This is a genomic window from Aquirufa nivalisilvae (genome assembly GCF_004307455.1).
Taxonomy (GTDB): Bacteria; Bacteroidota; Bacteroidia; order Cytophagales; family Spirosomataceae; genus Aquirufa; species Aquirufa nivalisilvae.
The window spans coordinates 84,171-106,445 of sequence record NZ_SEWX01000001.1 but is presented as its reverse complement, the minus strand read 5'-3'; the positions used below and the strand labels follow the sequence as shown (position 1 = coordinate 106,445).

The window sequence follows — 22,275 nt, the reverse complement described above, 5'->3', positions numbered from 1 at the left end:
GTTAATTGGCTAGTTCACTTAAAAATTTAATTCGCATTAAACGCAACTCTTCCTCACTGACGTCGTCAATGTTGCAATTGTCTAATGCTTCGGTAATATTATCCGTATCCGAACTCAAGAAGTAATCGTAAATTTCTTCTTGCTTGTCAGGCTCAATGACTTGATTGATGTAATAATCTAAATTCAATTTAGTACCAGAATAACAAATGGCTTCAATCTCTTCGATTAATTCAGCCATGCTTAACTCTTTCTGATAAGCAATGTCATCTAAATCTATTTTACGATCTACCTGCTGGATGATGTAAATTTTAATTTTAGACTTATTGACGGTCGATTTAACAACAACTTCACGGGCCGTTTCAATCTCATTTTCATCTACGTAACGATTGATTACATCTAAGAAAGGTTTTCCAAACTTGATCACTTTACCCATTCCGACTCCATTTATCTGAGCCATTTCTTCTTGGGTGCTTGGATAAGTAGTCGCCATCTCTTCTAAAGATGGATCTTGGAAAATAACATAAGGAGGAAGGTTTTTCTCCTTGGCTAATTTCTTACGTAGGTTTTTTAATAATTCAAATAAAGCATCGTCGTAGGCTTTGGCCCCTACTCCCGCATTCATTTCATCATTTTCATCTGGCTCGGCTTCTTTCTCATAATCATGATCTCTTGAGAAAGTTACGGGGTAAGAATCTTGAATAAAGTTGAGACCTTTTTCACTTAATTTTAGGACGCCATAGTTTTCAATATCCTTGACCAAATACCCGTGAATGGTAATTTGTTTGATGAATGAAATCCATGGAGACTTCTCATCTTCAGCATGATTGTCCTTCTGAGACTTCTTTTTTAGTTTCGGTTTTTTAGGAGTTGGATTATCCTCATCTTCATCCTCATTATCATCGTCGTCGTCATCATCGTCCACGGCTTGAGTATTCCAAGAAACCGTTTTACCTGCCCCAAATACAGGTAATTTGTCATGATCGTAACTTTGAACGTACTGATTCACTTTGCCTTCCAACACATCAGCAATGTGTTCGGCATCAAATTTTTCTTCTGTTTCTTGAATGGCTTGTAAGACTAAAACAACTTCTCTTTCGGCCTTAAAGGTTGGCGTTGGATGAAGGCAGTTGTCGCAAAAGCCACAATTCTCCGCCATGTATTCTCCAAAATAATTGAGTAATTGTTTTCTTCGACAAACTCCCAAATTGGCATAATACACCATTTCTGCCAACAATAATTTGGCATTTTCCTTTTCAGAAACGGCTTTATCTTTATTGAACTTATCTAGTTTTAGGATGTCGTCGTACGTGTAAAACAAGATACAAGTCCCATCTAAACCATCTCTACCAGCTCTACCTGTTTCTTGATAATATCCTTCTAAAGATTTAGGAGCATCATAATGTATCACAAAACGCACATCGGGTTTATCGATGCCCATTCCAAAGGCAATGGTTGCCACCATCACTTCTACTTCTTCGTTTAGAAAAGACTCTTGATTGGCCATTCTAATGGCAGGATCTAATCCAGCATGGTAGGGAAGGGCTTTGATGCCATTAACATGTAATAGATCTGCAATTTCCTCTACTCGTTTTCTACTTAAGCAGTAAATAATACCAGCTTTTCCCGAATGACTTTTGATGTAACGAATCAGTTGTTTATCAATATCCTTTTTGGAACGAATTTCATAGTAAAGGTTCTTTCTATTGAAAGAAGATTTAAACACCTTGGCGTCTTCTAAATTCAATGTTTTTTGAATGTCGAGTTGCACTTTTGGTGTAGCAGTGGCTGTCAAAGCGATAATCGGTAGTTTCTCATCTACTGATTCAATGATGGCACGAATTTTTCTATATTCTGGTCTGAAGTCGTGTCCCCATTCTGAAATACAATGTGCTTCATCAATGGCCACAAAGGAGATATTGGCTTGTTGTAAAAAATTGAGATTCTCCTGTTTATTTAGGGATTCAGGAGCAATGTATAATAATTTTACATCACCACTTAAGACCTCATTTTTCACCCGGTTCATTTCAGATCGGGTGAGGGATGAATTTAAAAATTGGGCATTGACGCCAAATGCGATCATTTGATCCACTTGGTTTTTCATCAAGGCAATTAAAGGTGAAATAACAATGGCTGTTCCAGGCATTACAATCGCCGGAAGTTGGTAGCAAAGAGATTTCCCTGCTCCAGTAGGCATGAGCACAAAGCTATTATTCCCTTGAAGCGTATTTTGGATGATAGCTTCCTGTTCTCCACGAAATTGGCTAAATCCAAAGGTCTTCTTGAGATGCTCCTTTAACGTATCGTTGGAAATTTGAATGGGCATAATTTTAGGAACTACTGGTATGTTTCACAATGTAGCAGAATTATTCGTACATAGTTAATTAACTTTGTGTTCTCAAATTCTACTAAAATTGAAATTAAACAAAAATATTCAATCCACAGCAAAAAAAGTTTTAACCCAAGAAGCAGAAGCTATTTTACAAGTTAGTGCTGCTATAAATTCTGAATTTGAAGCTTGTGTGGAACATTTATTGGCAAGTCCTGGAAGAATTGTCTTCACTGGCATAGGCAAATCAGCTTTAATAGCTCAGAAAATTGTGGCTACCCTCAATTCCACAGGAAGTCCAGCTTTGTTCATGCATGCAGCAGATGCTATCCATGGAGATTTGGGGATGATACAACGTGGAGATTCGGTTATTTGTATATCTAAATCAGGAGATACACCAGAAATTAAGGTTTTAGTGCCCCTAATTAAGAGATTGGGAGTTTCCCTCATTGCGATGGTTTCCAATAAACAATCATATTTAGCTCTGCAATCTGATTTTGTACTCCACGCTCAAGCGGATGAAGAAGCTGATTTGTTGAATTTAGCACCTACCACATCTACCACAGTAGCCCTAGCTTTGGGAGATGCCTTGGCTGTATGTTTGTTGGAATGCAAAGGTTTTACTTCTCAAGATTTTGCCAAATATCACCCTGGTGGGGCTTTGGGTAAACGTTTGTATTTAAAAGTAGCGGATATTTATCCACAGCACGAGTTTCCATGTATTTTACCTCAAGCCAGTATCCAAGAGGCAATTCATGAAATTAGTTCCAAGAGATTAGGAGCCACTACCGTGATGAACGAAAAGCAGGAATTATTGGGAATTATTACCGATGGAGATGTTCGTCGGATGCTGGAAAAACAACAAGACTGGGCGAATATCCAGATTGTTCAAATGATGAATTCCAACCCCAAAACCATTTCATCGGAAGCATTTGCAACAGAGGCTTTGGCCATCATGCAAGAAAAAAATATCACACAGTTGGTTGTTCTTGAAAATGAAAAGGCCGTGGGATTTATTCATCTCCACGACCTTCTACGTGAGGGAATCGTATAATATTAGCGCATCCGATTGGATGATTGTACTAACATTTCATCTTTACGAATCAAACGATTAGCGATCATATTAGCTAATAGGGCTACAATTAGGGCATAAAATCCTAGGTCATAAGCTCCTTGCATTTCTGGGTTAAACAAAGGAATCGTTTTTTTATAAATAGTATAAAAACTATATCCCATGGTGGCCGCAATTAACATGGAATTCACTAATCCCAATGCCATTTGGCGCATTCTGTTTTTAAATTGGAACAAAATATAGGCTGTCAATGCTACCGAAATCAATAGCAAAACCAGCGGAATGTAATTGGCTTCTACCTGTGCTTTTCCTTGGATCTGAGAAGTCCATTCCGAGATAAACACTTGTGCCGTTTCACCAGACATACCAGTTTTGGTCCATAATGGCCAGCCTGCTATGACTAAAATTTCGGCAATAAGAACAATGAGTAAGAAAATAGATTGGGGTCTTTGAATCATGTTATTTCAATTTTCTGCGAAATTACGCATTTTCTTGAAAAAGCTTGGCGGCAATTTTGGCAGAAGATAAGCAAAGTGGGATTCCGCCACCTGGGTGTACACTTCCTCCAATCCAATACAGGTTTTTGATAGCACTTCGGTAATTTGGGTGACGCAAAAAGGCAGCAAAACGATTGTTGGAAGCATTGCCATACAGAGCGCCACCTGAGGATGATGTTCTTTCTTCAATTCTTCTCGGATCTAAATAATCCTCAACGACGATGTAGGAGCTAATATCTTCACCCAAAGCCCGACTGATTTTTTGAATGACTCTTTCTCGAGTTAGTCGTAATAATTCATCCCAATTTTGACCTTCATTGGCAGGGGCATTGATTAAAATAAACCAATTTTCTCCACCCACTGGTGCATCTTCAGGGGCAACTTTACTAGAGATATGGAGATATACGGTGGGGTCACTCGATAAGGTTTTGTCGGTAAATAGGGCCTTAAATTCTGCTTGATATTGTTCTGAGAAGAAAATGTTATGTACCCCTAATTCATCCCATTGTTTACTCATTCCCCAATAAAAGATTATCCCTGAGCTTGATTTTTCTTGTTGTAGGAGTCTTTTTGGTTGAATTTGATCTGGCAATAATTGTTGATAGGATGGACGGATATCCATATTACTTGCTAGTATATCAAATGGATATTCTCCTTGAGCTGTTTCAAGACCAACTGCTTGTTTATTTTCACAAAGTATTCTATTGACTTTTTCATTAAAATGAAATTGCACGCCTAAATCGGTGGCTAGTTGGTACAAAGATTGGGTAATAGCAATCATGCCTCCACTTGGAAAAAAAGCGCCAATGTTGTATTCCAAATGAGGAATGATGGATAAAGTAGCGGGAGTTTGGTAGGGATCTGATCCATTGTAAGTGGCATAGCGATCGAATAATTGAACCGTTTTAGCATTCTTAAATCGATTTTTGTGCGCATGGTGCATGGTAGAAAACATGCCCAAATGTGGGATGTTCAGATAACCATTCCAGGCTTTTTTGCTAAGCCAAGTGCTAGCTTGATGTAAGGAATTCTCCAGAAAGAGCTCTGAAATGATTTGGTATTTTTCTTGTAAACCCAAGATGAAATCGAGAACATTTTTCTCATTTTCTCCCAAATTCTTAGCTATTTCATGTGCTGTATCCGCAGCATTTTGTAAGGTTATAAGGCGAGTGTGATCTTCCCAAAAATAGCGGCAAACCTCAGGTAATCGCTGATAATCAAAATAGTCTCTCGGGTTTTTATTAGCCAACGTAAATAGCTCATCCACTAAATGTGGTAGGGTAAATAGCGAAGGACCAGCATCAAATCGAAAGCCATTGATTTGAAATTCGGATAGTTTACCACCTGGAAAAGAATTAGCTTCAAATACCTGAACTTGATGTCCTAAACAAGCCATGCGGATTGCAAAAGCTAATCCTCCAACACCTGATCCAACAACCCCAACTTGTTTCATAGTCATGATATTTCTCAATTGGGTCTAACTTATTAAAAGGACAAAATGTTTAAAACAGATATTTTCCGTAATTTTGCACAAATTTTTTTAATCTGAGAATAAACTATGCTACGCACTCATACGAATGGCGAATTACGATTGGATCATGTAGGGCAAGAAGTTACCTTATGTGGTTGGATACAGCGGACAAGAGATAAAGGGGGAATGATTTGGGTTGATTTACGTGATCGTTATGGCATTACTCAGTTGATGTTAGAGGAGGGGAAATCGAGTTCAGAGGCTCTAGCAATGGCTCGTAATTTGGGTAGAGAATTTGTCGTGGAGGCAAAAGGAGTAGTTGTAGAGCGACTAGCTAAGAATGATAAGTTAGCCACTGGAGATATTGAGATCAAGGTGAGTGAAATAAAAGTCCTTAATCCTGCTAAATTACCTCCATTCTTGATTGAAGACGAGACGGATGGAGGAGAAGATGTGCGCATGAAATATCGCTACCTTGACCTTCGTCGTACACCTATTCGTGAAAGTTTACGCTTGCGTCATACCGTAGCTAAAGAAGTGCGTCGTTATTTGGATGATGCTGATTTCATTGAAGTAGAAACACCCGTTTTGATTAAATCCACTCCAGAAGGAGCTCGTGATTTTGTCGTTCCATCACGTATGAATCCAGGGGAATTTTATGCTTTACCGCAATCTCCACAAACCTTTAAGCAATTGTTAATGGTTTCAGGTTTTGACCGTTACTATCAATTGGTGAAGTGTTTTAGAGATGAAGATTTACGTGCAGATAGACAACCTGAGTTTACACAGATCGACTGTGAAATGTCTTTCGTGGAGCAAGAAGATATCCTGAATATGTTTGAAGGTTTGATCCGTCATTTGTTTTTACAAGTGAAAGGATTGGATATAGGTGAAGTATCTCGAATGACTTATGCAGATGCCATGAAATATTATGGTTCTGATAAGCCTGATATTCGTTTTGATATGCATTTTGTGGAACTGAAAGGGGAAGAAAATGATCTGACTTCAGGCAAAGATTTTCAAGTATTTGATTCTGCTTCTCATGTCATTGGTATCTGTGTGAAAGGTGCTGCTGAGTATACCCGCAAGCAAGTAGATGAGTTAACTGATTTTGTTCGTCGTCCACAAATTGGGGCCAAAGGATTAATCTATGTACGTCATCAAGCTGATGGATTGAAGTCATCCGTTGATAAATTTTATGGGGAAGAAGATTTGAAAAAATGGTCTGAGGCCTTTCAATCCGAACCAGGAGATTTGATCCTGATTTTAAGTGGAGAAGGGGATAAGGTGCGTAAGCAATTGAATGAATTGAGATTAGAAATGGGTACTCGCATGGGATTGCGTGATCCGAACAATTATAAAGTACATTGGGTAGTTGATTTTCCTTTATTGGAATACAGTGAAGAAGAAAATCGTTGGTTTGCGATGCACCATCCATTTACAAGTCCTAAGCCGGAAGATATTCCTTTGATGTTGGCGGGAGATTTGGGTAAGGTAAGAGCTAATGCCTATGATTTAGTAGTGAATGGCGTAGAAGTGGGAGGAGGATCAATTCGTATCTTCCAAAAAGAACTTCAATCTACGATGTTTGAAGTCTTAGGATTTACAGAGGAAGAAGCAAAAGCCCAATTTGGCTTTTTACTGGATGCATTTGAGTATGGAGCACCTCCTCATGGTGGTTTAGCCTTTGGTTTTGACCGCCTATGTTCTTTGTTTGGAGGTTCAGAATCGATACGTGATTATATTGCATTCCCTAAAAATAATGCAGGTAGGGATGTGATGATTGACTCACCGTCACCCCTTGCCCCTGCACAATTAAAGGAACTAAAAATTAAGACGGATTTATAATTCTTCGTCGAAATTGAAAGAGAACACAGAACTTTGCCATTCATTTGGATTTATGTTCAATATCTCTTTAATCTCACCATGATGCATATCGAATACCCATCCATGTAGGTATGGGTATTCGAATTTTTTCCATGATTTTTGTACAATAGTTGTCTTCGCTAAGTTGAGCACTTGTTCCTTAACGTTCAATTCAACTAATCGATCAAATTGCTCTTTTTCACTGGGAAGTTCTTTAATTTCATTGAAATTCTTTTCGTAAACCTCCTTGATGTTTCTCAACCATTTATTAATCAAACCATAATCTTTGTTGGTCATAGCTGCACGTACACCCCCGCAATTGTAATGCCCGCAAACAATCACGTGCTTTACTTGTAAAACTTCCACCGCATATTGTAATACGGAAAGTAAGTTCATGTCAGTATGTACCACCATATTGGCCACATTTCTATGGACAAAAATGTCGCCTGGGTTAGAATTGGTTATATCTTCTGCTGGAACCCGACTGTCAGCACAACCGATCCAAAGAAAAAGAGGTTTTTGGTCTTTGGAAAGATTGTCAAAATAATGCTCATCTACGGCTAATTTATCAGAGGCCCAAGCTTTATTACTTAATAGGAGTTTTTTATATTCTTTCATGTTTATTTCTTTTTGATTTCAGCTTCTATGCCTCTTTCGTGAGCGGTGTTAATAAATTCTTGAATTAATAATTGAATATCATGGTCTATAAAATGAACTTTCGTTGTGTCAATATACACATCTGAGCCAGAAGGGATTTTGCGAAAAGTTTCTTTTAAAGCCATTTTATGTAAAAAGGTGACGTCTTTTTGGAATTTAATCAAAATCTCATTTCCATTACTGAAAATAGAAAAAACGGAGGAGTAATTGGTCACAATAACAAAACCAATTCCTACAATGGTTCCTATAAAAATACCCCAAAGTAGGTCAACCATGACAACCACCACAATGGTGATGATAAATGGAATCCATTGTTTCCAACCTTCCGATATTACTTTTTTGAACTGGGAAGGATGCGCTAATTTATATCCTGTGTATAAAAGGATGCTCGCTAAGCAGGCCAATGGAATTTTGTTCAAATATTGGGGCAGTAATAACACCGCTAATAATAAGAGAATTCCATGAAAAAATCCTGACATTTTACTCTTCCCTCCTGCGTATACGTTGGTAGAAGAACGTACAATCACTGAAGTGATAGGTAAGCCACCTAAAAAGCCAGAAAAAATATTACCTACTCCTTGGGCGACTAATTCTCGATCAGCGGAAGAAATTCTTTTAGCTGGATCCAATGAGTCTGTAGCTTCTAAAGAAAGCAAAGATTCTAAACTGGCTACCAAAGCTAAAGTAATGGCTAGGCTATATACTTTGGGATTGCTGAGCAGTGCCCAATCAGGGAAAACCATGGCTTGACCTATTTCAGCTAAACTCGAAAAAAGAGGTAATCCTACCATGTGTTCTTTTGAGTTTCCTAAATACCATTCAGGTATCCACATGCCATAAGCCGTGTTGATTAAGATTCCCAATATGACTACAAATAAGGAAGCGGGAAGCTGAGAAAGTAGGGGTACTTTTTTACTAAGGGGTGTCCACGAAAACAGTAGAAGTAAGCCTCCTAAAGCAATGATTAATGCCCCAGGATTAATGGATAAAAGTGAGCCAATTAATTCACTGAAGGTATTTTGGCCATCTGCACTTTGGTTAAATTCAAACTCTCCGATGAAGTCTAAATCATCACCAATGGCATGAGGGATTTGTTTCAAGATGATCACGATACCTATCGCCACCAACATTCCTCGAATAACCGATGAGGGGAAAAAACTTCCTAATTTTCCCATTTTAGCTAATCCTAGAACCACTTGAATGATCCCTGCTAAAATAACAATGACTAAAAAACCGGCAAATGACCCTATATCTAAAATAGCATTGGCTACAATGATGGTTAGACCAGCCGCAGGTCCACTAACTGATAATTGAGAACCGGAGGCCCATGAAACGATGGTACCACCAATGATACCGGCAATTAATCCGGCAAGTAGAGGAGCACCCGAAGCCAAAGCTATACCTAGGCATAAGGGCAATGCGACCAGAAAGACCGCAATTCCTGATTTCCAATCCCCCTGCGCGAAGGATTGAATATAATTCTTGAATGACATATAAATGTGGTTTGATTAAAATCTACAATAAATTGAAATGGAGATTAACCACGCATGTCTGGAGGAGGGGAAAAGCTTTGTAAATGGGGATGTGTTAGCCTAAAAGACTGAAATACATGAGTATCCTGAATAGATTCAGCATAAAATATGAATTGTAAATCTTCGTGTTTAGTAAAAACAGACAAGGCATGTTGGGCATTACCTTCCTCTTCTTCTTCCTCTTCCTCGCAAAGCTCCACCCAGGGAGCCATGAACATTTTGGATTCTAAGTTGTCCGTCTTAATTGTTGTTTTTGAAACAGGTATGGTGGAGGCAGCCGTGATGGAATTAAGCTGCGAATACACCGTAGCTACCATCAAAAAGGCAAAGGCCAATAAAGAAAAACCTAGTTGTTTCATCAGTCAAATTTCTGGGTACTCTGAAAGATAATTTTAGCTTGATTATCTCTCTCTTGCACTAGAACTGGCACAAAGGTATCAAATTTATCCTTTCCATAACGCCATTCTTTCTTTAATCTTCCTCCACTTCCTTTTTCATGATACTCTCTCCATCGACCTACCTTAACACTATCATCCAGTTTACCTTCCTCTTTAAGTAGTCCATTCGGATAAAAAGATAAAAACTGCCCTACTATTTTGCCATAAACCTTTGGGACAACTTCTTTGATCTTTTTCTGTTCTTTATCATAATAGGAAATAATGGACTCCGCAGGGAAACCCTTTTTGTAATATTGTTTGTTTTCAAGTTCAAATTCTTGACCATAATTTTCCCATCGACCATCTTTGACCCCCATGTAAAAATGGCCTTCTTCTACTAGATTTTCATGAACAAATTTTCGATAGGGGCCATGGCAAATTTGGGCGTTTTTGCTGTCTTTGATGGGCGAATTAACTACCCTTGATTGAGCAGGGTCATACCACCAAATTTCTTGACTATATGGGCTAACAGCTTCATCTTCAATATATTTTACCACATTGAGTTCTTCAACTGTTGCTCTATTTCCACTACCATATGTTCCAATTCGTCGTTCAGTTTTGACACCCTCGTATTCGTCTTTGATTTCTGCTTTTTTCTTTTTCGGGCTATTTTTTGATTTAGAACCGATGTTTTGAATCCCTAATTCAGATAAAATGACCTTACTTTCTTTTTTCCAGTTAGCGCTTTCATCTTTTCCTTTTCCAACTGCATCAGAGATACTTTGTAGGGTCCCTTTATCTCTTTTAGTACTATCAATAGGGGGCTTTTTACTGGTTTGCAAGGCGCTATTTTGTGCTAGACCTGGAATATATCCGAGTAGCAATAAACTTAAACCAAGAAATAAGTTCGATTTAATCATGTGAAATGAAACGATAGCACGGCAAAAATATTTCGCAAATTAAGAATTTAAATAATTAGAACCTGCTTTTATGTATTTTTGCACTCTTAAACCGCATTCATTAAGTAAAAATTGAATTCATTGGAAAAAGAAGCTAAAATATACGTCGCTGGACATCGAGGAATGGTGGGTTCATCCATCGTTAGGCAGTTACTTTCACAAGGGTATGTCAATTTAATTCTGCGAACATCCGCCGAGTTAGATTTAAGAAATCAAGCAGCAGTAGATGCATTTTTTGCATTAGAAAAACCCGATTATGTATTTTTGGCTGCAGCAAAAGTAGGAGGAATTGTTGCTAATAATACCTATCGTGCGGATTTCTTGTATGAGAATTTAGCGATTCAAAATCATGTGATTCATGCTTCATTTGTTAATCAGGTTAAGAAGTTAATGTTTTTAGGTTCTTCTTGTATTTATCCCAAATTGGCTCCACAGCCTTTGAAAGAATCATATCTATTGAGTGGATTCCTTGAGCCAACAAATGAACCTTATGCAATTGCCAAAATAGCGGGGATTAAGATGTGCGAGGCATATCGAGCTCAATACGGTTGTCAGTTTATATCTGTCATGCCTACCAATTTGTATGGGATGAATGATAATTATGACCTAGAGAATTCCCATGTATTGCCGGCTATGATTCGTAAATTTCATGAAGCTAAAATTCGTGGAGATCATTCTATTACACTTTGGGGGACAGGTTCTCCACAAAGAGAATTTTTGTATGCAGATGACCTTGCTGAGGCCTGTTTGTACCTCATGGAAAACTATAATGAGGCTGAATTTATCAATATTGGTACGGGTGAGGATGTCAGTATTTTGGAATTAGCTGAAATGGTTAAAAAGGCTACGGGCTTTGAAGGAAGTATTCAATGGGATACTTCTAGACCAGATGGTACACCTAGAAAACTGATGGATGTGTCAAGATTGCATGAGCTTGGATGGAAGCATAAAGTGGTGCTAGAAGATGGTATTCAATTAGCTTATCAAGATTTTTTACAGAACCCTAACTCGAGGAAATAGGCAGGATGCAAGTGAAGGAGTGGTTTAGTACCTGGTTTGATTCCCCATATTATCATATTTTGTATGCCCAACGTGATGAAGTTGAGGCAGCTACGTTCATTCGTTCCTTACAGACAAAATTAAAGCTACAAGCAGGTGCCCATGTCTTAGATGTGGCCTGTGGTAAAGGAAGGCATGCCATCACGTTGCACGAATTAGAATTAGATGTCAAAGCATTTGATCTCTCACCTTCTAATATTGAACAAGCACAAGCCTTTTCAACGGATAAATTGGCATTTTTTGTCCATGATTTAAGGATTGCTTTACCGACACATTTTCAGTTTGACGCTATATTTAATTTTTTCACCAGTTTTGGATATTTTGATTCACAAGAAGAAAACCAACAAGCTTTTCAAGTACTAAGTGAGGTTCTGAAACCACAGGGCATTTTTGTCATGGATTTTTTTAACCCTAGCTACGTCATTGCTCATCTGATTGAAGAAGAAAGCTTAGTGAGAGAAGGGATTACATTTCGAATCAGACGTTGGGAATCGAATGGCTATTTATTTAAATCCATTGATTTTGAAGATCAGGGCGAGACATATCATTTTGAAGAGCGAGTTGAATTAATATCGAAGAATGACTTCATTGCTTATGCGGCAAAAGCAGGTTTACATTTGGTGGATTTGCTTGGAGATTATAAATTAGGTTCTTTTGATGAAAAGAACTCGACCCGCATGATTTTTGTCTGGGTGAAAAAATAAGCCCTATGGATTTTTTTAACGCACTTTGGACGACAGAGATGCCTGATGGGCATTTTGAAACCCAGCTTCAGTCTTTACCTTTTTCTACATTAGTTCCCAACAGGGTCCTTATTCAAGTAAGCTTTTCCTCGCTTAACTATAAAGATGCGCTTTCTGCTAATGGACATAAAGGCATCACCCGTGATTTTCCGCATATTCCAGGTATCGATGCTGTGGGGAAAGTCGTTCAAGACCCCAGCGAAACATTTGCTATAGGACAAGAAGTGATTGTCACAGGATTTGATTTGGGCATGAATACACATGGAGGATTAGCTGAATATATTTCGGTACCTGTACAATGGATCATAGCTCTTCCTCACGGCATGTCGTGTCTCAAAGCCATGCAATGGGGTACGGCAGGATTAACTGCCGGTATGGCTTTGGCGGCTTTATGGCACCATGGAATTAGGCCCAATCAAGGTGAAATTGTGGTGACAGGAGCAACTGGTGGCGTAGGTTTAGTGTCCATTTTATTGTTAAAACATATAGGTTTTCAAGTGGCGGCAATCACAGGGAAAGTGGACCAATATGCATTTTTGAAACAATTGGGAGTTGATCGAATCATTGATCGGGAGGAATTTTTATCGGAAAAACCTCGAGCTCTTTATCCCATGCAATTTGTAGGAGCCATTGATGTGCTTGGTGGGGACGTACTAACGAAGATTATTAAAAGTCTGCATTTTGGAGGAGCTGTTTCGGCATGTGGTATGGCTTCTAGCGTCGAACTACCTTTGCAGATTTATCCATTTATTTTACGCGGGGCTAATTTGTTTGGAATATATTCAGCTGATTCCCCTTTAGAAAAGAAACTAGAAATTTGGGATAAATTAGCCACAGCTTGGAATATTCCATTGGATCATATTTCTCGCATAATTACACTCGCAGAAGCCCCAACATATTTAGCTAAGATTCGAGAGGGTAATCATACAGGTAGGACTATTGTTCAAATCCAGTCCTAATATTTTATGAATTTCACAGGTGATTGGCTTGGGTAATCCGCCATTCTCAATACATATGACCCTGAAGGTAAGCCTCTAACATCCATGCTAATACTGTTATCAGAAATAGAAGAAGAACTGATGGTTTTTTCTAGGACTTTCTTTCCTTGTAAATCCCAAATTTCAATATGGTATTCATCCAGTATAGACTGATCGGGTAATCCTAATTGAAGAAACTCTCTTGTTGGGTTTGGGAATAGTGTTAATTGTTGGTATGGATTCTCCTTCTTCGTTGCTAATATGACCACATTGATGTAGTCAGACACAGCTAAACAGCCATTTGTATCCGTAACTTTTACTTGATATGCGCCTGATTGAATAGGAATATAACTAGCTTGATTAGCTCCGGTAATTGCTGTGATTCCAAAGTACCATTGGTAAGCGTTGGCATTACTAGGCGCCTTTAAAATACCCGTGCTATAACTGACAGCAGGAGAGGGAATGGTTCCCACATTAATCGTTAGTGCTTGTGTTGTAACAGGACAAGACCCTGCGTAACTGGCTACCATTTCAAATTTACCTTTTGTGGTTGCTTTGTAGCTTAAACTTGTCGCGCCTGTTATCGCTTTCCCATTTAAATACCATTGAATGATGGTGTTTTCAGATGCATTGCCTTGAATGGATACAGTAGCACCCTGACAAACCGTTAAATCCCCAACCGGGCTAATGGATGCAATGGGCGTATCTTTTATACTAATATTGGCATTGGCTCTAGGACTTGGACATCCTAAAGATTTAAATTTCATATCATAGAAATAGTAGAAACCTGAGGTAATAACCCCATTATTAAACAAGGCACCTGGGATATTGAGTATATTGGGAATGGCATATGGAAATCCAATATTGATTGGTGCATTGATGGTATCTGATTTACTTCGGTTGCTTCGATATATCGAGGCACCATCTAAGCAGGTTTGACTAAGGTAATAGGTGCCAGCAATTGGTATTTGCAAATTAAGATTGACAACTAGCCCTTCATCTTTTTTGTCATCTACTAGTTGGCCTGTGCTACCTCCACTACTAAGAGTTCTACTTGCTTTGACTGTTTTTGTTACAGAGGATACGATATTTCCAGTTTCTTTATTGATTACATCAAAAGTGATTCTTCCAGCTGTACCAACATAAATTCGGGCACTTTCCAAAATGATGGGAACTTTTGCTTCCACAATTACAGTTGGCCCAAAGGAACCATAATAGGTCCCTCCTCCAAATTCCGATTTTGTTTTTGGACCTATTCCACCACTAAAATCATTGTAAGAAGCGGAGTATTTACTATTACTGGGTACTTTAATATTTAAACCTGATCCTACTAAAGCATTATCACTATTATACCAAAGAGGTGTACCTGAAGTAGCCGTTAAGGTCAACTCCGATTGTCCAGAACATTGTATTCCACTTATAATTGGGGCACTTGGATTTTCAATTGTTTTAACGAGAGAATAAGTATTGTTTAATGTATTTTGATCTGTGCTCAATAGCGTAGTAAGTTCAAAGGTATAAGCTTGCCCGGCTAGCAAATTAAAGTTCCCACTTACCGTTTCTTCTGTCTCTTTACCTGATATAATTTCAGCAATAGTGCCTGAATATTTTCCAACCTGAATGCCATTTTGTAGAATTTTCAACTCATATGGTACGTTCACTTGATCTTTCAGGCCTTGGTTTTTTACAAGGATGTTGAGGCTACTGCTTGTTGATGTAGCACAAAAGCTACCCGTTGGTGAACTAATTGATAAGGCACTTATATCATTGGATGCATTCGTGGTTAAAATGACATATTCTTCTATTTCTCCACTACTAATGCTCCCACAAGACGCAGCTAAACTAGCACTGTTTCCTAATTCAGTAACAACCCTCATGCGATAATATTGTCCCGTTTCAGTAACTGGAAAATTCGAGGCATTTCCTGAAAATGTGCCAGCAGTAAGTATACCGCTATCCAAAATCATTTCACCCGAATCATCGAAGTCCCCATCTTGATTCCAATCCACGAATACTTTAGTTTGCTTGGATTGAGCAGAACCATAAGTTAGGTCAATGGGGATTTTTGAGCCAATTTCTACAGGAATGGCATTTTGGGTGAAATCTTGACTTGTGGAAACACTGTTACTGTAGCTTCCTAAGGCGAATTTCGTTAAGATATTACTTTTGTTTTGAGCCGAAATAGCACAGTAAGCTTTGCCTCCCATTCCTGAAATTAATAGTGCGTAATCCTGCTTGGAATTCTTTAAAGTGCCTTTGTGAGATACCGTTAGACTATAACTTTTACCTGGCACTACATTCTTGACTAAAATTTGTTCAATATTATCTCGAATATTATCACCTGCTACAGCCGCTTTAGTTGGATTGTCTGGATCCAATATAAAGGGCAATAATTGGCCATCTTCAGACTGCAAGCGAATATCCAAATCATTCATTAACATGGGAATGCGGGAATTTACACTGGAAGGAATAATGGGCAATACTTTTCCATTACTACCTTCATAGGCAGGGTCTGTCCAAGCAATTGTAACGTGCAATTGACCTTTACCTGAGGCAATTAAATCCATTTTTTTAGAGCCTCCATTTTGTAAAGTCTCTTCGGAAATAGCATAAGATTTATCTTTATTTTGCAGCATTTTTCCAGCTTTTTCCATATCCAATAATCCCCAACCGCTGGTGTAATCTGGGCCAGCCTGACCTACGTCAAATGCCGTATGAGTTACCAAGCCTCTAAGCGTAGAGGCCCACATGAATTTTTTATTTAGTTGTAAGTTTAGTTGTTGCAATAGAAATAGAGAACCAGATACTTGAGGAGTTGCCATGGAAGTGCCACTCATACGTTCATAATCGGTGTTACTTAGGTATCCCGTTGAAAATAAATCTTTCCCTATTCCAATGATTTCGGGTTTTATACGGCCATCGTCGGTAGGTCCGCGACTAGAAAAGCTGGTGATGGTAACATCCGTCGGTTTAACGGGAGGAGATGCCAGTGGCTCTGCTGCACCCACAGAAAGTAAATTTTTTGCGGTAGCAGGGCTAGCTACCGTATTAAATCCTGTATTGGTAGCTCTGACAACATTAGAAGAATCTTTGGTATTGCCAATAAGGTAATATTGACCTGCAGGAGGGCCATTCTCATCCGCGCTATTTCCAGCGGCGGCCACCATTAAATAATAGGGGGAATTATAAGCAATCTTATCTTTCGCCTGCGCATCGTCATCATAAAAACCAAATACATAATCTTCAGACACACTCATTTTATCATCTCCATACCAGCGGTATTTGTTCACATCGGAATCGTAACTCCAACCCGCAATGGCTCCATAAGAGTGATTGCTAACAAGAAGATTAGGAGATGCAGCACTAATTTTGGCGTCATCATTTTGGAAGTCCCATGATTTTAGGGTGGCTTCAAATGCCATTCCACGAGCCTCTGGATTAAATATTCCTGAAGCAATCATGGTTCCTCCCACGTGGGTGGAATGCTCCCCATAGGTGACGGTTTTTTCTTGAGGTAATATCCTGCCCGTTAATTCCTGATGAGTAACTCGAACAGTTTGTTCATCCCAAACAGCCAATTTCCCGTATAAACTATCTGATTTTCCTGTCAGGTTTATGCCTAATGAACCCCCTGAATAGAACTGATTTGTTTTTGTGGCAATAGATGCGGCTCTATTGGAGAAAACACTTTTGTATATTGGCCTACCGTTTGGATTTATACTTTGGAGATAAATGGATCGATTCCCAATTTTAGCAGTAGTAGCTATTCCCTTTTCTGCAGCTAGTTTTTGAATTTTGAGATATAAACTATCCTTTTGATTACTAAATTGTTCAGCAAAATTTAATATGGCCTTTCTTCTTTCTATAGGATATAATTCTCCTTGCCCCAAATTAGAATGAGATGTTAAAAAAAATAGAACAATCGCCGAAAAAAACTTGATTAAAGGTGTAGTTTTCAAATTGTTAGTGGATATGAATTTCGAAAATACTATAATTTATTTGATTTGCACACGAAAGGTTTTTCGGTGAAAATGACAGGGGCCATGACTAAGAATAGCTTTTCGATGTTCCATTGTCGGATATCCTGCATTTCGCTCCCAACCGTATTCAGGATATTCTGAGGCTAGTTTTTCCATTAATTCATCTCGATATGTTTTAGCTAAAATGGATGCCGCTGCTATGGAGAAAAACTTGGAATCGCCTTTGACTATACAAGTATGAGGGATTAATGGGTAGCTAATAAAGCGATTTCCGTCGACCAAAAGATGGTCTGGACGGTGTTTCAATTGATCAACTGCTAAGTGCATGGCTAGAACACTTGCTTTATAAATGTTGATTTGGTCAATCGTTGGAGCATCTACTTCAGCAACGGCATAGTCGATAGCTACACTTTCTATTTCTTTTTTTAAGATTGCTCTTTGTTTGGCATTCAATTGTTTGGAATCGTTTAAAAAAGGATGATAAAAATCCAAAGGTAAAATAACAGCTGCGGCAATGACAGGTCCAGCCAAACAACCTCGACCAGCTTCATCAAGACCAGCCTCAAAACCTTTATTTGATAAATAGGGAAGAAGTTTCGACATTTGTATTTAACTACTGAAAGGTGTTCTCTTTAATTAATCTTATTTCTGTAAAATTGATGAATATTTCTCTAAGCAATCTCATGCGCATAAAAATTTATCTTTTTTCAATTTTGTTTTTGACCTTGACCCAAGTTGTCGTCGCGCAGCAAGGCAAAACAAAAAAAATATTTCATTTAGCTGTTAAAACGGTTCGATTTAATGGAGATGGTGCAAGTGGGGAAGCTTATTTATTTAAGCCATCGGTTGAAGTAGGATTTGGTTTGCAATTTCCCATCAATAAGCATTGGAGTTTTAATCCAGAAATAAATTTAGCTCAGCGTGGACATCATGGTAAAGCATCGTTTACGGATTCCACTTATTCAGAAAGGACAATTACATTAAATTACTTGGATTTTAATCCCAATTTTGAATTTACATTGGGGAATGCATCTGAATTTTCTAGCAATGTTTCTGTTTGGGGCGGGCCCTATTTGGGGGTAGGTCTTTGGGACAAGACTTTAGTAGAAAATCGAATAGCTAATCCTGCAAAACCAGGGAGCTATAAGACTGTCACAAATACAAGTGAAAGCTTTTCTAGTGATTTTCGCCGACTAGATGCTGGATTGAAATTTGGAATAGGAATCGTTTCAAAGCGTTTTGTTTCGGTGGGTGTTACGTATCAAACTGGTTTTTTAAATATCACAGAGCCCCCAGTTAAAACCTACAATCAATCCATTGGTTTTTATTTAAGGGTATTCTTCGACGATATGTTTTAGTTTCGTTGAAATAGTAAGCGCTTTCCTAACTGACTTTCATTGAATTTCCCTTGAGAATAAGCTAGATGTCCAGAGACAAAAGTATGGGCTATGCTGGCACCAAAAGTATAGCCTTCCATGGGAGACCATTGGCATTGATAATGAAGATTGGATTTTTCAACTTTTTGAGGCGAATCAAAATCTACAATGGCTAAATCGGCCCAATAGCCTTCTCTAATATATCCTCGATCCTGAATTTGAAAAATGTCAGCGACCGTATGAGCCGTTTTTTCTGCAATCTGTTCCAACGAAAGCACACCTTCTTTTTCTAAATCAAACAGCATCAATAGGGGATGTTGGACCAAAGGTAAACCTGATGGCGATTTCCAATAACCTTGTTGCTTTTCTTCCCAAGTATGAGGCGCATGATCTGTTGCAATAATATCTAAGCTCCCAGTTTGTAATGCTTTTCTTAATGCATTTTTATGTCTTGAATCTTTAATAGCAGGATTGCATTTGATTTGATTTCCTAGCTTTTCGTAGTCAGCAGCATCAAACCAAAGATGATGTACACATACTTCAGAAGTAATGCGTTTTTCTTTAGCAGCTTTGCCCGTTTCAAATAAAGCTAATTCTTCCTCTGTACTGATATGTAAAATATGTAATCGGGTATTCCACTTTTTCGCTAATTCAATCGCAGTCGAAGAAGACAAGTAACAAGCTTCTTCATTTCTGATTAACGGATGAATGAAAGCAGGCGCTTCTTCTGGGTATTTTTCATGAAATAATTGAGTTCGAGCTTTTACCGTTGGTTCATCTTCACAATGGGTAGCTATTAGCAGCTCGCTTTTTGAAAAGATATTTTCCAATGTTTTAGTATTATCTACTAACATATTGCCAGTAGAAGAACCCATGAATATTTTTATTCCGCAGACATCTTGTTTATTGGTTTTTAATACTTCCTCTAGGTTGTCATTCCCTGCCCCCATAAAAAATGAATAATTGGCCAAAGAGGAACGTTGGGCAATAGCATATTTATCTGCTAAGATCTCCTGACTTAATGCATTTGGAACAGTATTGGGCATTTCCATAAAGCTTGTCACACCACCGGCAACGGCAGCTCTAGCTTCACTAGCAATATGGGCTTTATGTGTTAAACCAGGCTCTCTAAAATGGACCTGGTCATCAATCATCCCTGGGAAAATATGTTTGCCAGATAAATCCATGATTTGCTCATTGCCTTGAGGACTAATGGAACTGGCTATTTTGTCAATTCGGCCATTTGAAATGCGTATATCCCCTTCAATTGTCTGTCCTTCGTTGACTATCTTGGCATTTTTTAATAGGTAATTTGACATATTACTCCGCTTTGATTTCTGTAATTTTAAATTCGGTTCTTCTGTTTTGTTGGTGCATTTCTTCGCTACATTCTACACCATCAGCACATTCATTGACTAATTGACTTTCTCCGTATCCTTTAGCTTTGATTCTCTTTTGATCAATGCCTCGTTGAACGATGTAACGAACGGCTGACTCTGCCCTTCGTTGAGATAATTTTTGGTTATATGGAACACTGCCTCTTGAATCCGTATGTGATCCTAATTCAATCGAAACATTGGTATTATCACGTAAGAATTGAACAATTTTTTCTAATTCTTCGGAAGCATCATTTCGAATTTCTGAACGGTCTAGATTATAGTAAATCGGATTGATTTGATACAATTGAGTGATTTCTTTTCCCACCTCTGCTTTGTCCATGACGATTTGCCAAACAAACGTGGTATCTGTAAGTTCCTTTTTTAATAACCTAGCTGGAATTTCTCGCCCTTCCATGGAGAAGGTTGATCTCTTAGTTAAATAATCTTCTTTTTCACACACAAAATCAATCTGGTCATTTTCTGCTAAATCCAAGATTTCTAAACGACCTTTCTTGTTGCTGTAACTTGGGTCGATACTTTGGCCATTTCTACGTATACTGACTTTAACTGAATCAATAGGCTTGCCTGATGGGTCAATGATTTCGGTTTGTAAAAAGTATTGAACAATCTTGTTTTCAGTAGCGGCTACAACTGGCGGAGCCTCATTGGTCCACCATCTTTCGGGGTTGATGGAAGGTGATTTGAAATAATAAATATCATCATCTCCTTTTCCTCCAGCACGGTTTGAACTAAAATATCCTGAAACAGAATCAACTAAACTAATTCCAAAATCATCTGAAATGGAGTTCATGGGAACACCTAAATGCTCGATCACAATTTCATTTTCATTGCGAGAGGCAACAAATAAATCAAGCCCTCCTAGGCTAGGATGGCCATCTGATGAAAAATATAATTTCCCATCTTCGCTCACAAAAGGGAATATCTCATCACCAGGCGTATTAATAGCAGAACCTAAATTTATAGGTCTACCAAACCTGCCAGAATTATCCATAGGTGAACGATAAATATCCAAGCCGCCTTTGCCTCCTCGTCTATTAGAACTAAAATATAGGGTTTTGCCATCGGATGAAAATGCAGGACTGCCATCCCATGCAATGGAGTCAGATATGGCTAATCTTTCTGGTAGAGACCAATCACTCCCATTTCTACGACTAATATAAAGGTCCACATCGGGTGATAAATCTTTGTTCTTCCCTGTATTACCTCGTGCAAATACCACGGTATTGCCATCTTTAGAAAATGCAGGAGTCCCTTCATTGGCATTTTCTTTGTCTATCATCGGACTAAATAAATTCAATGAACCAATTTCAACGGGGCTTTTTAATGATGCCTTATATAATCCTAAATAGGGGAGTCCGTTGTTTTTGTAGATACTTTGTTTTCGAGAACTGGTAATGATTAATTCATCTCCTAATTTTCGAGCAGAGAATTCAGCCATTGGGGTGTTACCTTGAATTGCTTGGACTCCAACGGGGCTACTTTTTTTCTGTAACTCACTTACTTGTGGGAGATTTTCTAATTCAATTTCCGCTTTGAGCTTCAATGATTTACTGGGCTTATTTTGAAGAAAATCCTTTAAAGTCGTTTGAGCTAGTGCATAATTCCCTGTTGCCTTAGCGGCAAAGGCTAAATTGAAGCGAATCGTATTATCCGAATTTCCTTTAGCTAAAGCTGTTTGATAATAAGGCAATGCTGATGATATTCGATTAGAGAGTCGATACGATTCTGCAATAAAGTATGTGGTTTGGTCTAATTGATACCCCTTCTCAGCTAATGGTTTTAATTGTTGTATCACTAGCTCATATTCCCCTTTATCAAATGAGTTTAGTGCTTTTTTGAGCTTAAATTCATCTCCTTGGCAAGCAACAAGACATAGCGCAAAACTGATTCCTAGGAAGGAATGGATGATCAAGCGCAATGTTGACTTCGGTTTGGCGTATTTCATGGAGTGTAAAAGAAATTCAAATGTAACAAGCTAAGCTC

Annotated in this window: 17 protein-coding genes; 6 read left to right on the top strand and 11 right to left on the bottom strand. The window is 38.4% G+C overall.

All coding sequences use genetic code 11. The features are described 5' to 3' along the window. Position 1: 1 nt before the first annotated feature. Complete coding sequence (locus tag EWU22_RS00475) at positions 2–2,323, bottom strand: RecQ family ATP-dependent DNA helicase (protein ID WP_231962555.1); 2,322 nt, start codon at positions 2,321–2,323, stop codon at positions 2–4. A gap of 88 nt (positions 2,324–2,411) precedes the next feature. Between EWU22_RS00475 and EWU22_RS00470 the strand changes: the two genes are divergently transcribed. After that, complete coding sequence (locus EWU22_RS00470) at positions 2,412–3,380, top strand: KpsF/GutQ family sugar-phosphate isomerase (RefSeq protein ID WP_130923971.1); 969 nt, start codon at positions 2,412–2,414, stop codon at positions 3,378–3,380. Between the two features lie 2 nt (positions 3,381–3,382). Here EWU22_RS00470 and EWU22_RS00465 read toward each other — a convergent pair whose 3' ends face one another. Together EWU22_RS00465 and crtD are read right to left on the bottom strand one after the other, a co-directional pair. After that, complete coding sequence (locus tag EWU22_RS00465) at positions 3,383–3,856, bottom strand: DUF4293 domain-containing protein (protein ID WP_109324327.1); 474 nt, start codon at positions 3,854–3,856, stop codon at positions 3,383–3,385. 22 nt (positions 3,857–3,878) lie between these two features. Then, positions 3,879–5,348 carry a 1-hydroxycarotenoid 3,4-desaturase CrtD gene (gene crtD / locus EWU22_RS00460; protein WP_231962553.1) on the bottom strand — a complete coding sequence of 490 codons (1,470 nt, stop codon included), beginning with the start codon at positions 5,346–5,348 and terminating at the stop codon, positions 3,879–3,881. A gap of 105 nt (positions 5,349–5,453) precedes the next feature. On the opposite strand from crtD, the gene aspS reads away from it, so the two are divergent. Continuing rightward, positions 5,454–7,214: an aspartate--tRNA ligase gene (gene aspS, locus EWU22_RS00455; protein ID WP_130923969.1), complete on the top strand. Its 1,761-nt coding sequence runs from the start codon at positions 5,454–5,456 to the stop codon at positions 7,212–7,214. On the opposite strand, the gene EWU22_RS00450 is transcribed toward aspS, so the two are convergent. The 4 genes from EWU22_RS00450 to EWU22_RS00435 are packed head-to-tail and all read right to left on the bottom strand — an operon-like array spanning position 7,209 to position 10,718. Further along, positions 7,209–7,850 (bottom strand): carbonic anhydrase, encoded by a 642-nt coding sequence (locus EWU22_RS00450; protein ID WP_130923968.1) that lies wholly within the window; start codon positions 7,848–7,850, stop codon positions 7,209–7,211. The two genes, aspS and EWU22_RS00450, sit on opposite strands and share 6 nt — an antisense overlap. Positions 7,851–7,852: 2 nt before the next feature. After that, the gene (locus EWU22_RS00445; protein WP_130923967.1) at positions 7,853–9,382 is read right to left on the bottom strand and encodes a SulP family inorganic anion transporter; all 1,530 of its coding nucleotides are present in this window, start codon (positions 9,380–9,382) and stop codon (positions 7,853–7,855) included. A gap of 44 nt (positions 9,383–9,426) precedes the next feature. Then, positions 9,427–9,780, bottom strand: a complete 354-nt coding sequence (locus EWU22_RS00440) for a hypothetical protein (protein WP_130923966.1) — start codon at positions 9,778–9,780, stop codon at positions 9,427–9,429. Then, positions 9,780–10,718 carry a toxin-antitoxin system YwqK family antitoxin gene (locus tag EWU22_RS00435; protein WP_130923965.1) on the bottom strand — a complete coding sequence of 313 codons (939 nt, stop codon included), beginning with the start codon at positions 10,716–10,718 and terminating at the stop codon, positions 9,780–9,782. The genes EWU22_RS00440 and EWU22_RS00435 overlap by 1 nt, the downstream gene beginning before the upstream one ends. 120 nt (positions 10,719–10,838) lie before the next feature. Here EWU22_RS00435 and fcl point away from each other — a divergent pair, with 120 nt between their 5' ends. From fcl to EWU22_RS00420, 3 genes are read left to right on the top strand one after another with little or no spacing between them, the layout of a single operon-like run. Continuing rightward, complete coding sequence (fcl, locus tag EWU22_RS00430) at positions 10,839–11,777, top strand: GDP-L-fucose synthase (protein WP_130923964.1); 939 nt, start codon at positions 10,839–10,841, stop codon at positions 11,775–11,777. A gap of 5 nt (positions 11,778–11,782) precedes the next feature. Continuing rightward, positions 11,783–12,520, top strand: a complete 738-nt coding sequence (locus tag EWU22_RS00425) for a class I SAM-dependent methyltransferase (protein ID WP_130923963.1) — start codon at positions 11,783–11,785, stop codon at positions 12,518–12,520. Between the two features lie 5 nt (positions 12,521–12,525). After that, a complete protein-coding gene (locus EWU22_RS00420) occupies positions 12,526–13,518 on the top strand; it encodes a YhdH/YhfP family quinone oxidoreductase (protein WP_130923962.1) in 993 nt (330 codons plus the stop codon). On the opposite strand, the gene EWU22_RS00415 is transcribed toward EWU22_RS00420, so the two are convergent. Both EWU22_RS00415 and EWU22_RS00410 read right to left on the bottom strand, forming a co-directional pair. Beyond that, positions 13,515–17,495, bottom strand: a complete 3,981-nt coding sequence (locus tag EWU22_RS00415) for a S8 family serine peptidase (RefSeq protein ID WP_130923961.1) — start codon at positions 17,493–17,495, stop codon at positions 13,515–13,517. The two genes, EWU22_RS00420 and EWU22_RS00415, sit on opposite strands and share 4 nt — an antisense overlap. Positions 17,496–17,531: 36 nt before the next feature. Then, positions 17,532–18,119, bottom strand: coding sequence for a ribonuclease HII (locus tag EWU22_RS00410; RefSeq protein ID WP_130923960.1), 588 nt, complete (start codon positions 18,117–18,119; stop codon positions 17,532–17,534). A gap of 80 nt (positions 18,120–18,199) precedes the next feature. Here EWU22_RS00410 and EWU22_RS00405 point away from each other — a divergent pair, with 80 nt between their 5' ends. Beyond that, positions 18,200–18,874 carry a porin family protein gene (locus EWU22_RS00405; RefSeq protein ID WP_231962551.1) on the top strand — a complete coding sequence of 225 codons (675 nt, stop codon included), beginning with the start codon at positions 18,200–18,202 and terminating at the stop codon, positions 18,872–18,874. Here EWU22_RS00405 and EWU22_RS00400 read toward each other — a convergent pair. Together EWU22_RS00400 and EWU22_RS00395 are read right to left on the bottom strand one after the other, a co-directional pair. After that, positions 18,871–20,211, bottom strand: coding sequence for a dihydroorotase (locus EWU22_RS00400; protein WP_130923958.1), 1,341 nt, complete (start codon positions 20,209–20,211; stop codon positions 18,871–18,873). The genes EWU22_RS00405 and EWU22_RS00400 overlap by 4 nt on opposite strands. 1 nt (position 20,212) lies before the next feature. After that, the gene (locus EWU22_RS00395; RefSeq protein ID WP_130923957.1) at positions 20,213–22,237 is read right to left on the bottom strand and encodes an OmpA family protein; all 2,025 of its coding nucleotides are present in this window, start codon (positions 22,235–22,237) and stop codon (positions 20,213–20,215) included. Positions 22,238–22,275: the final 38 nt, after the last annotated feature.

Coding starts and splice junctions, on each gene's coding strand:
- EWU22_RS00475 (WP_231962555.1), bottom strand. CDS start 2,323: ATGCCCATTCAAATTTCCAACGATACGTTAAAGGAGCATCTCAAGAAG.
- EWU22_RS00465 (WP_109324327.1), bottom strand. CDS start 3,856: ATGATTCAAAGACCCCAATCTATTTTCTTACTCATTGTTCTTATTGCC.
- crtD (WP_231962553.1), bottom strand. CDS start 5,348: ATGAAACAAGTTGGGGTTGTTGGATCAGGTGTTGGAGGATTAGCTTTT.
- aspS (WP_130923969.1), top strand. CDS start 5,454: ATGCTACGCACTCATACGAATGGCGAATTACGATTGGATCATGTAGGG.
- EWU22_RS00450 (WP_130923968.1), bottom strand. CDS start 7,850: ATGAAAGAATATAAAAAACTCCTATTAAGTAATAAAGCTTGGGCCTCT.
- EWU22_RS00445 (WP_130923967.1), bottom strand. CDS start 9,382: ATGTCATTCAAGAATTATATTCAATCCTTCGCGCAGGGGGATTGGAAA.
- EWU22_RS00440 (WP_130923966.1), bottom strand. CDS start 9,780: ATGAAACAACTAGGTTTTTCTTTATTGGCCTTTGCCTTTTTGATGGTA.
- EWU22_RS00435 (WP_130923965.1), bottom strand. CDS start 10,718: ATGATTAAATCGAACTTATTTCTTGGTTTAAGTTTATTGCTACTCGGA.
- EWU22_RS00425 (WP_130923963.1), top strand. CDS start 11,783: ATGCAAGTGAAGGAGTGGTTTAGTACCTGGTTTGATTCCCCATATTAT.
- EWU22_RS00420 (WP_130923962.1), top strand. CDS start 12,526: ATGGATTTTTTTAACGCACTTTGGACGACAGAGATGCCTGATGGGCAT.
- EWU22_RS00410 (WP_130923960.1), bottom strand. CDS start 18,119: ATGTCGAAACTTCTTCCCTATTTATCAAATAAAGGTTTTGAGGCTGGT.
- EWU22_RS00405 (WP_231962551.1), top strand. CDS start 18,200: ATGCGCATAAAAATTTATCTTTTTTCAATTTTGTTTTTGACCTTGACC.
- EWU22_RS00400 (WP_130923958.1), bottom strand. CDS start 20,211: ATGTCAAATTACCTATTAAAAAATGCCAAGATAGTCAACGAAGGACAG.
- EWU22_RS00395 (WP_130923957.1), bottom strand. CDS start 22,237: ATGAAATACGCCAAACCGAAGTCAACATTGCGCTTGATCATCCATTCC.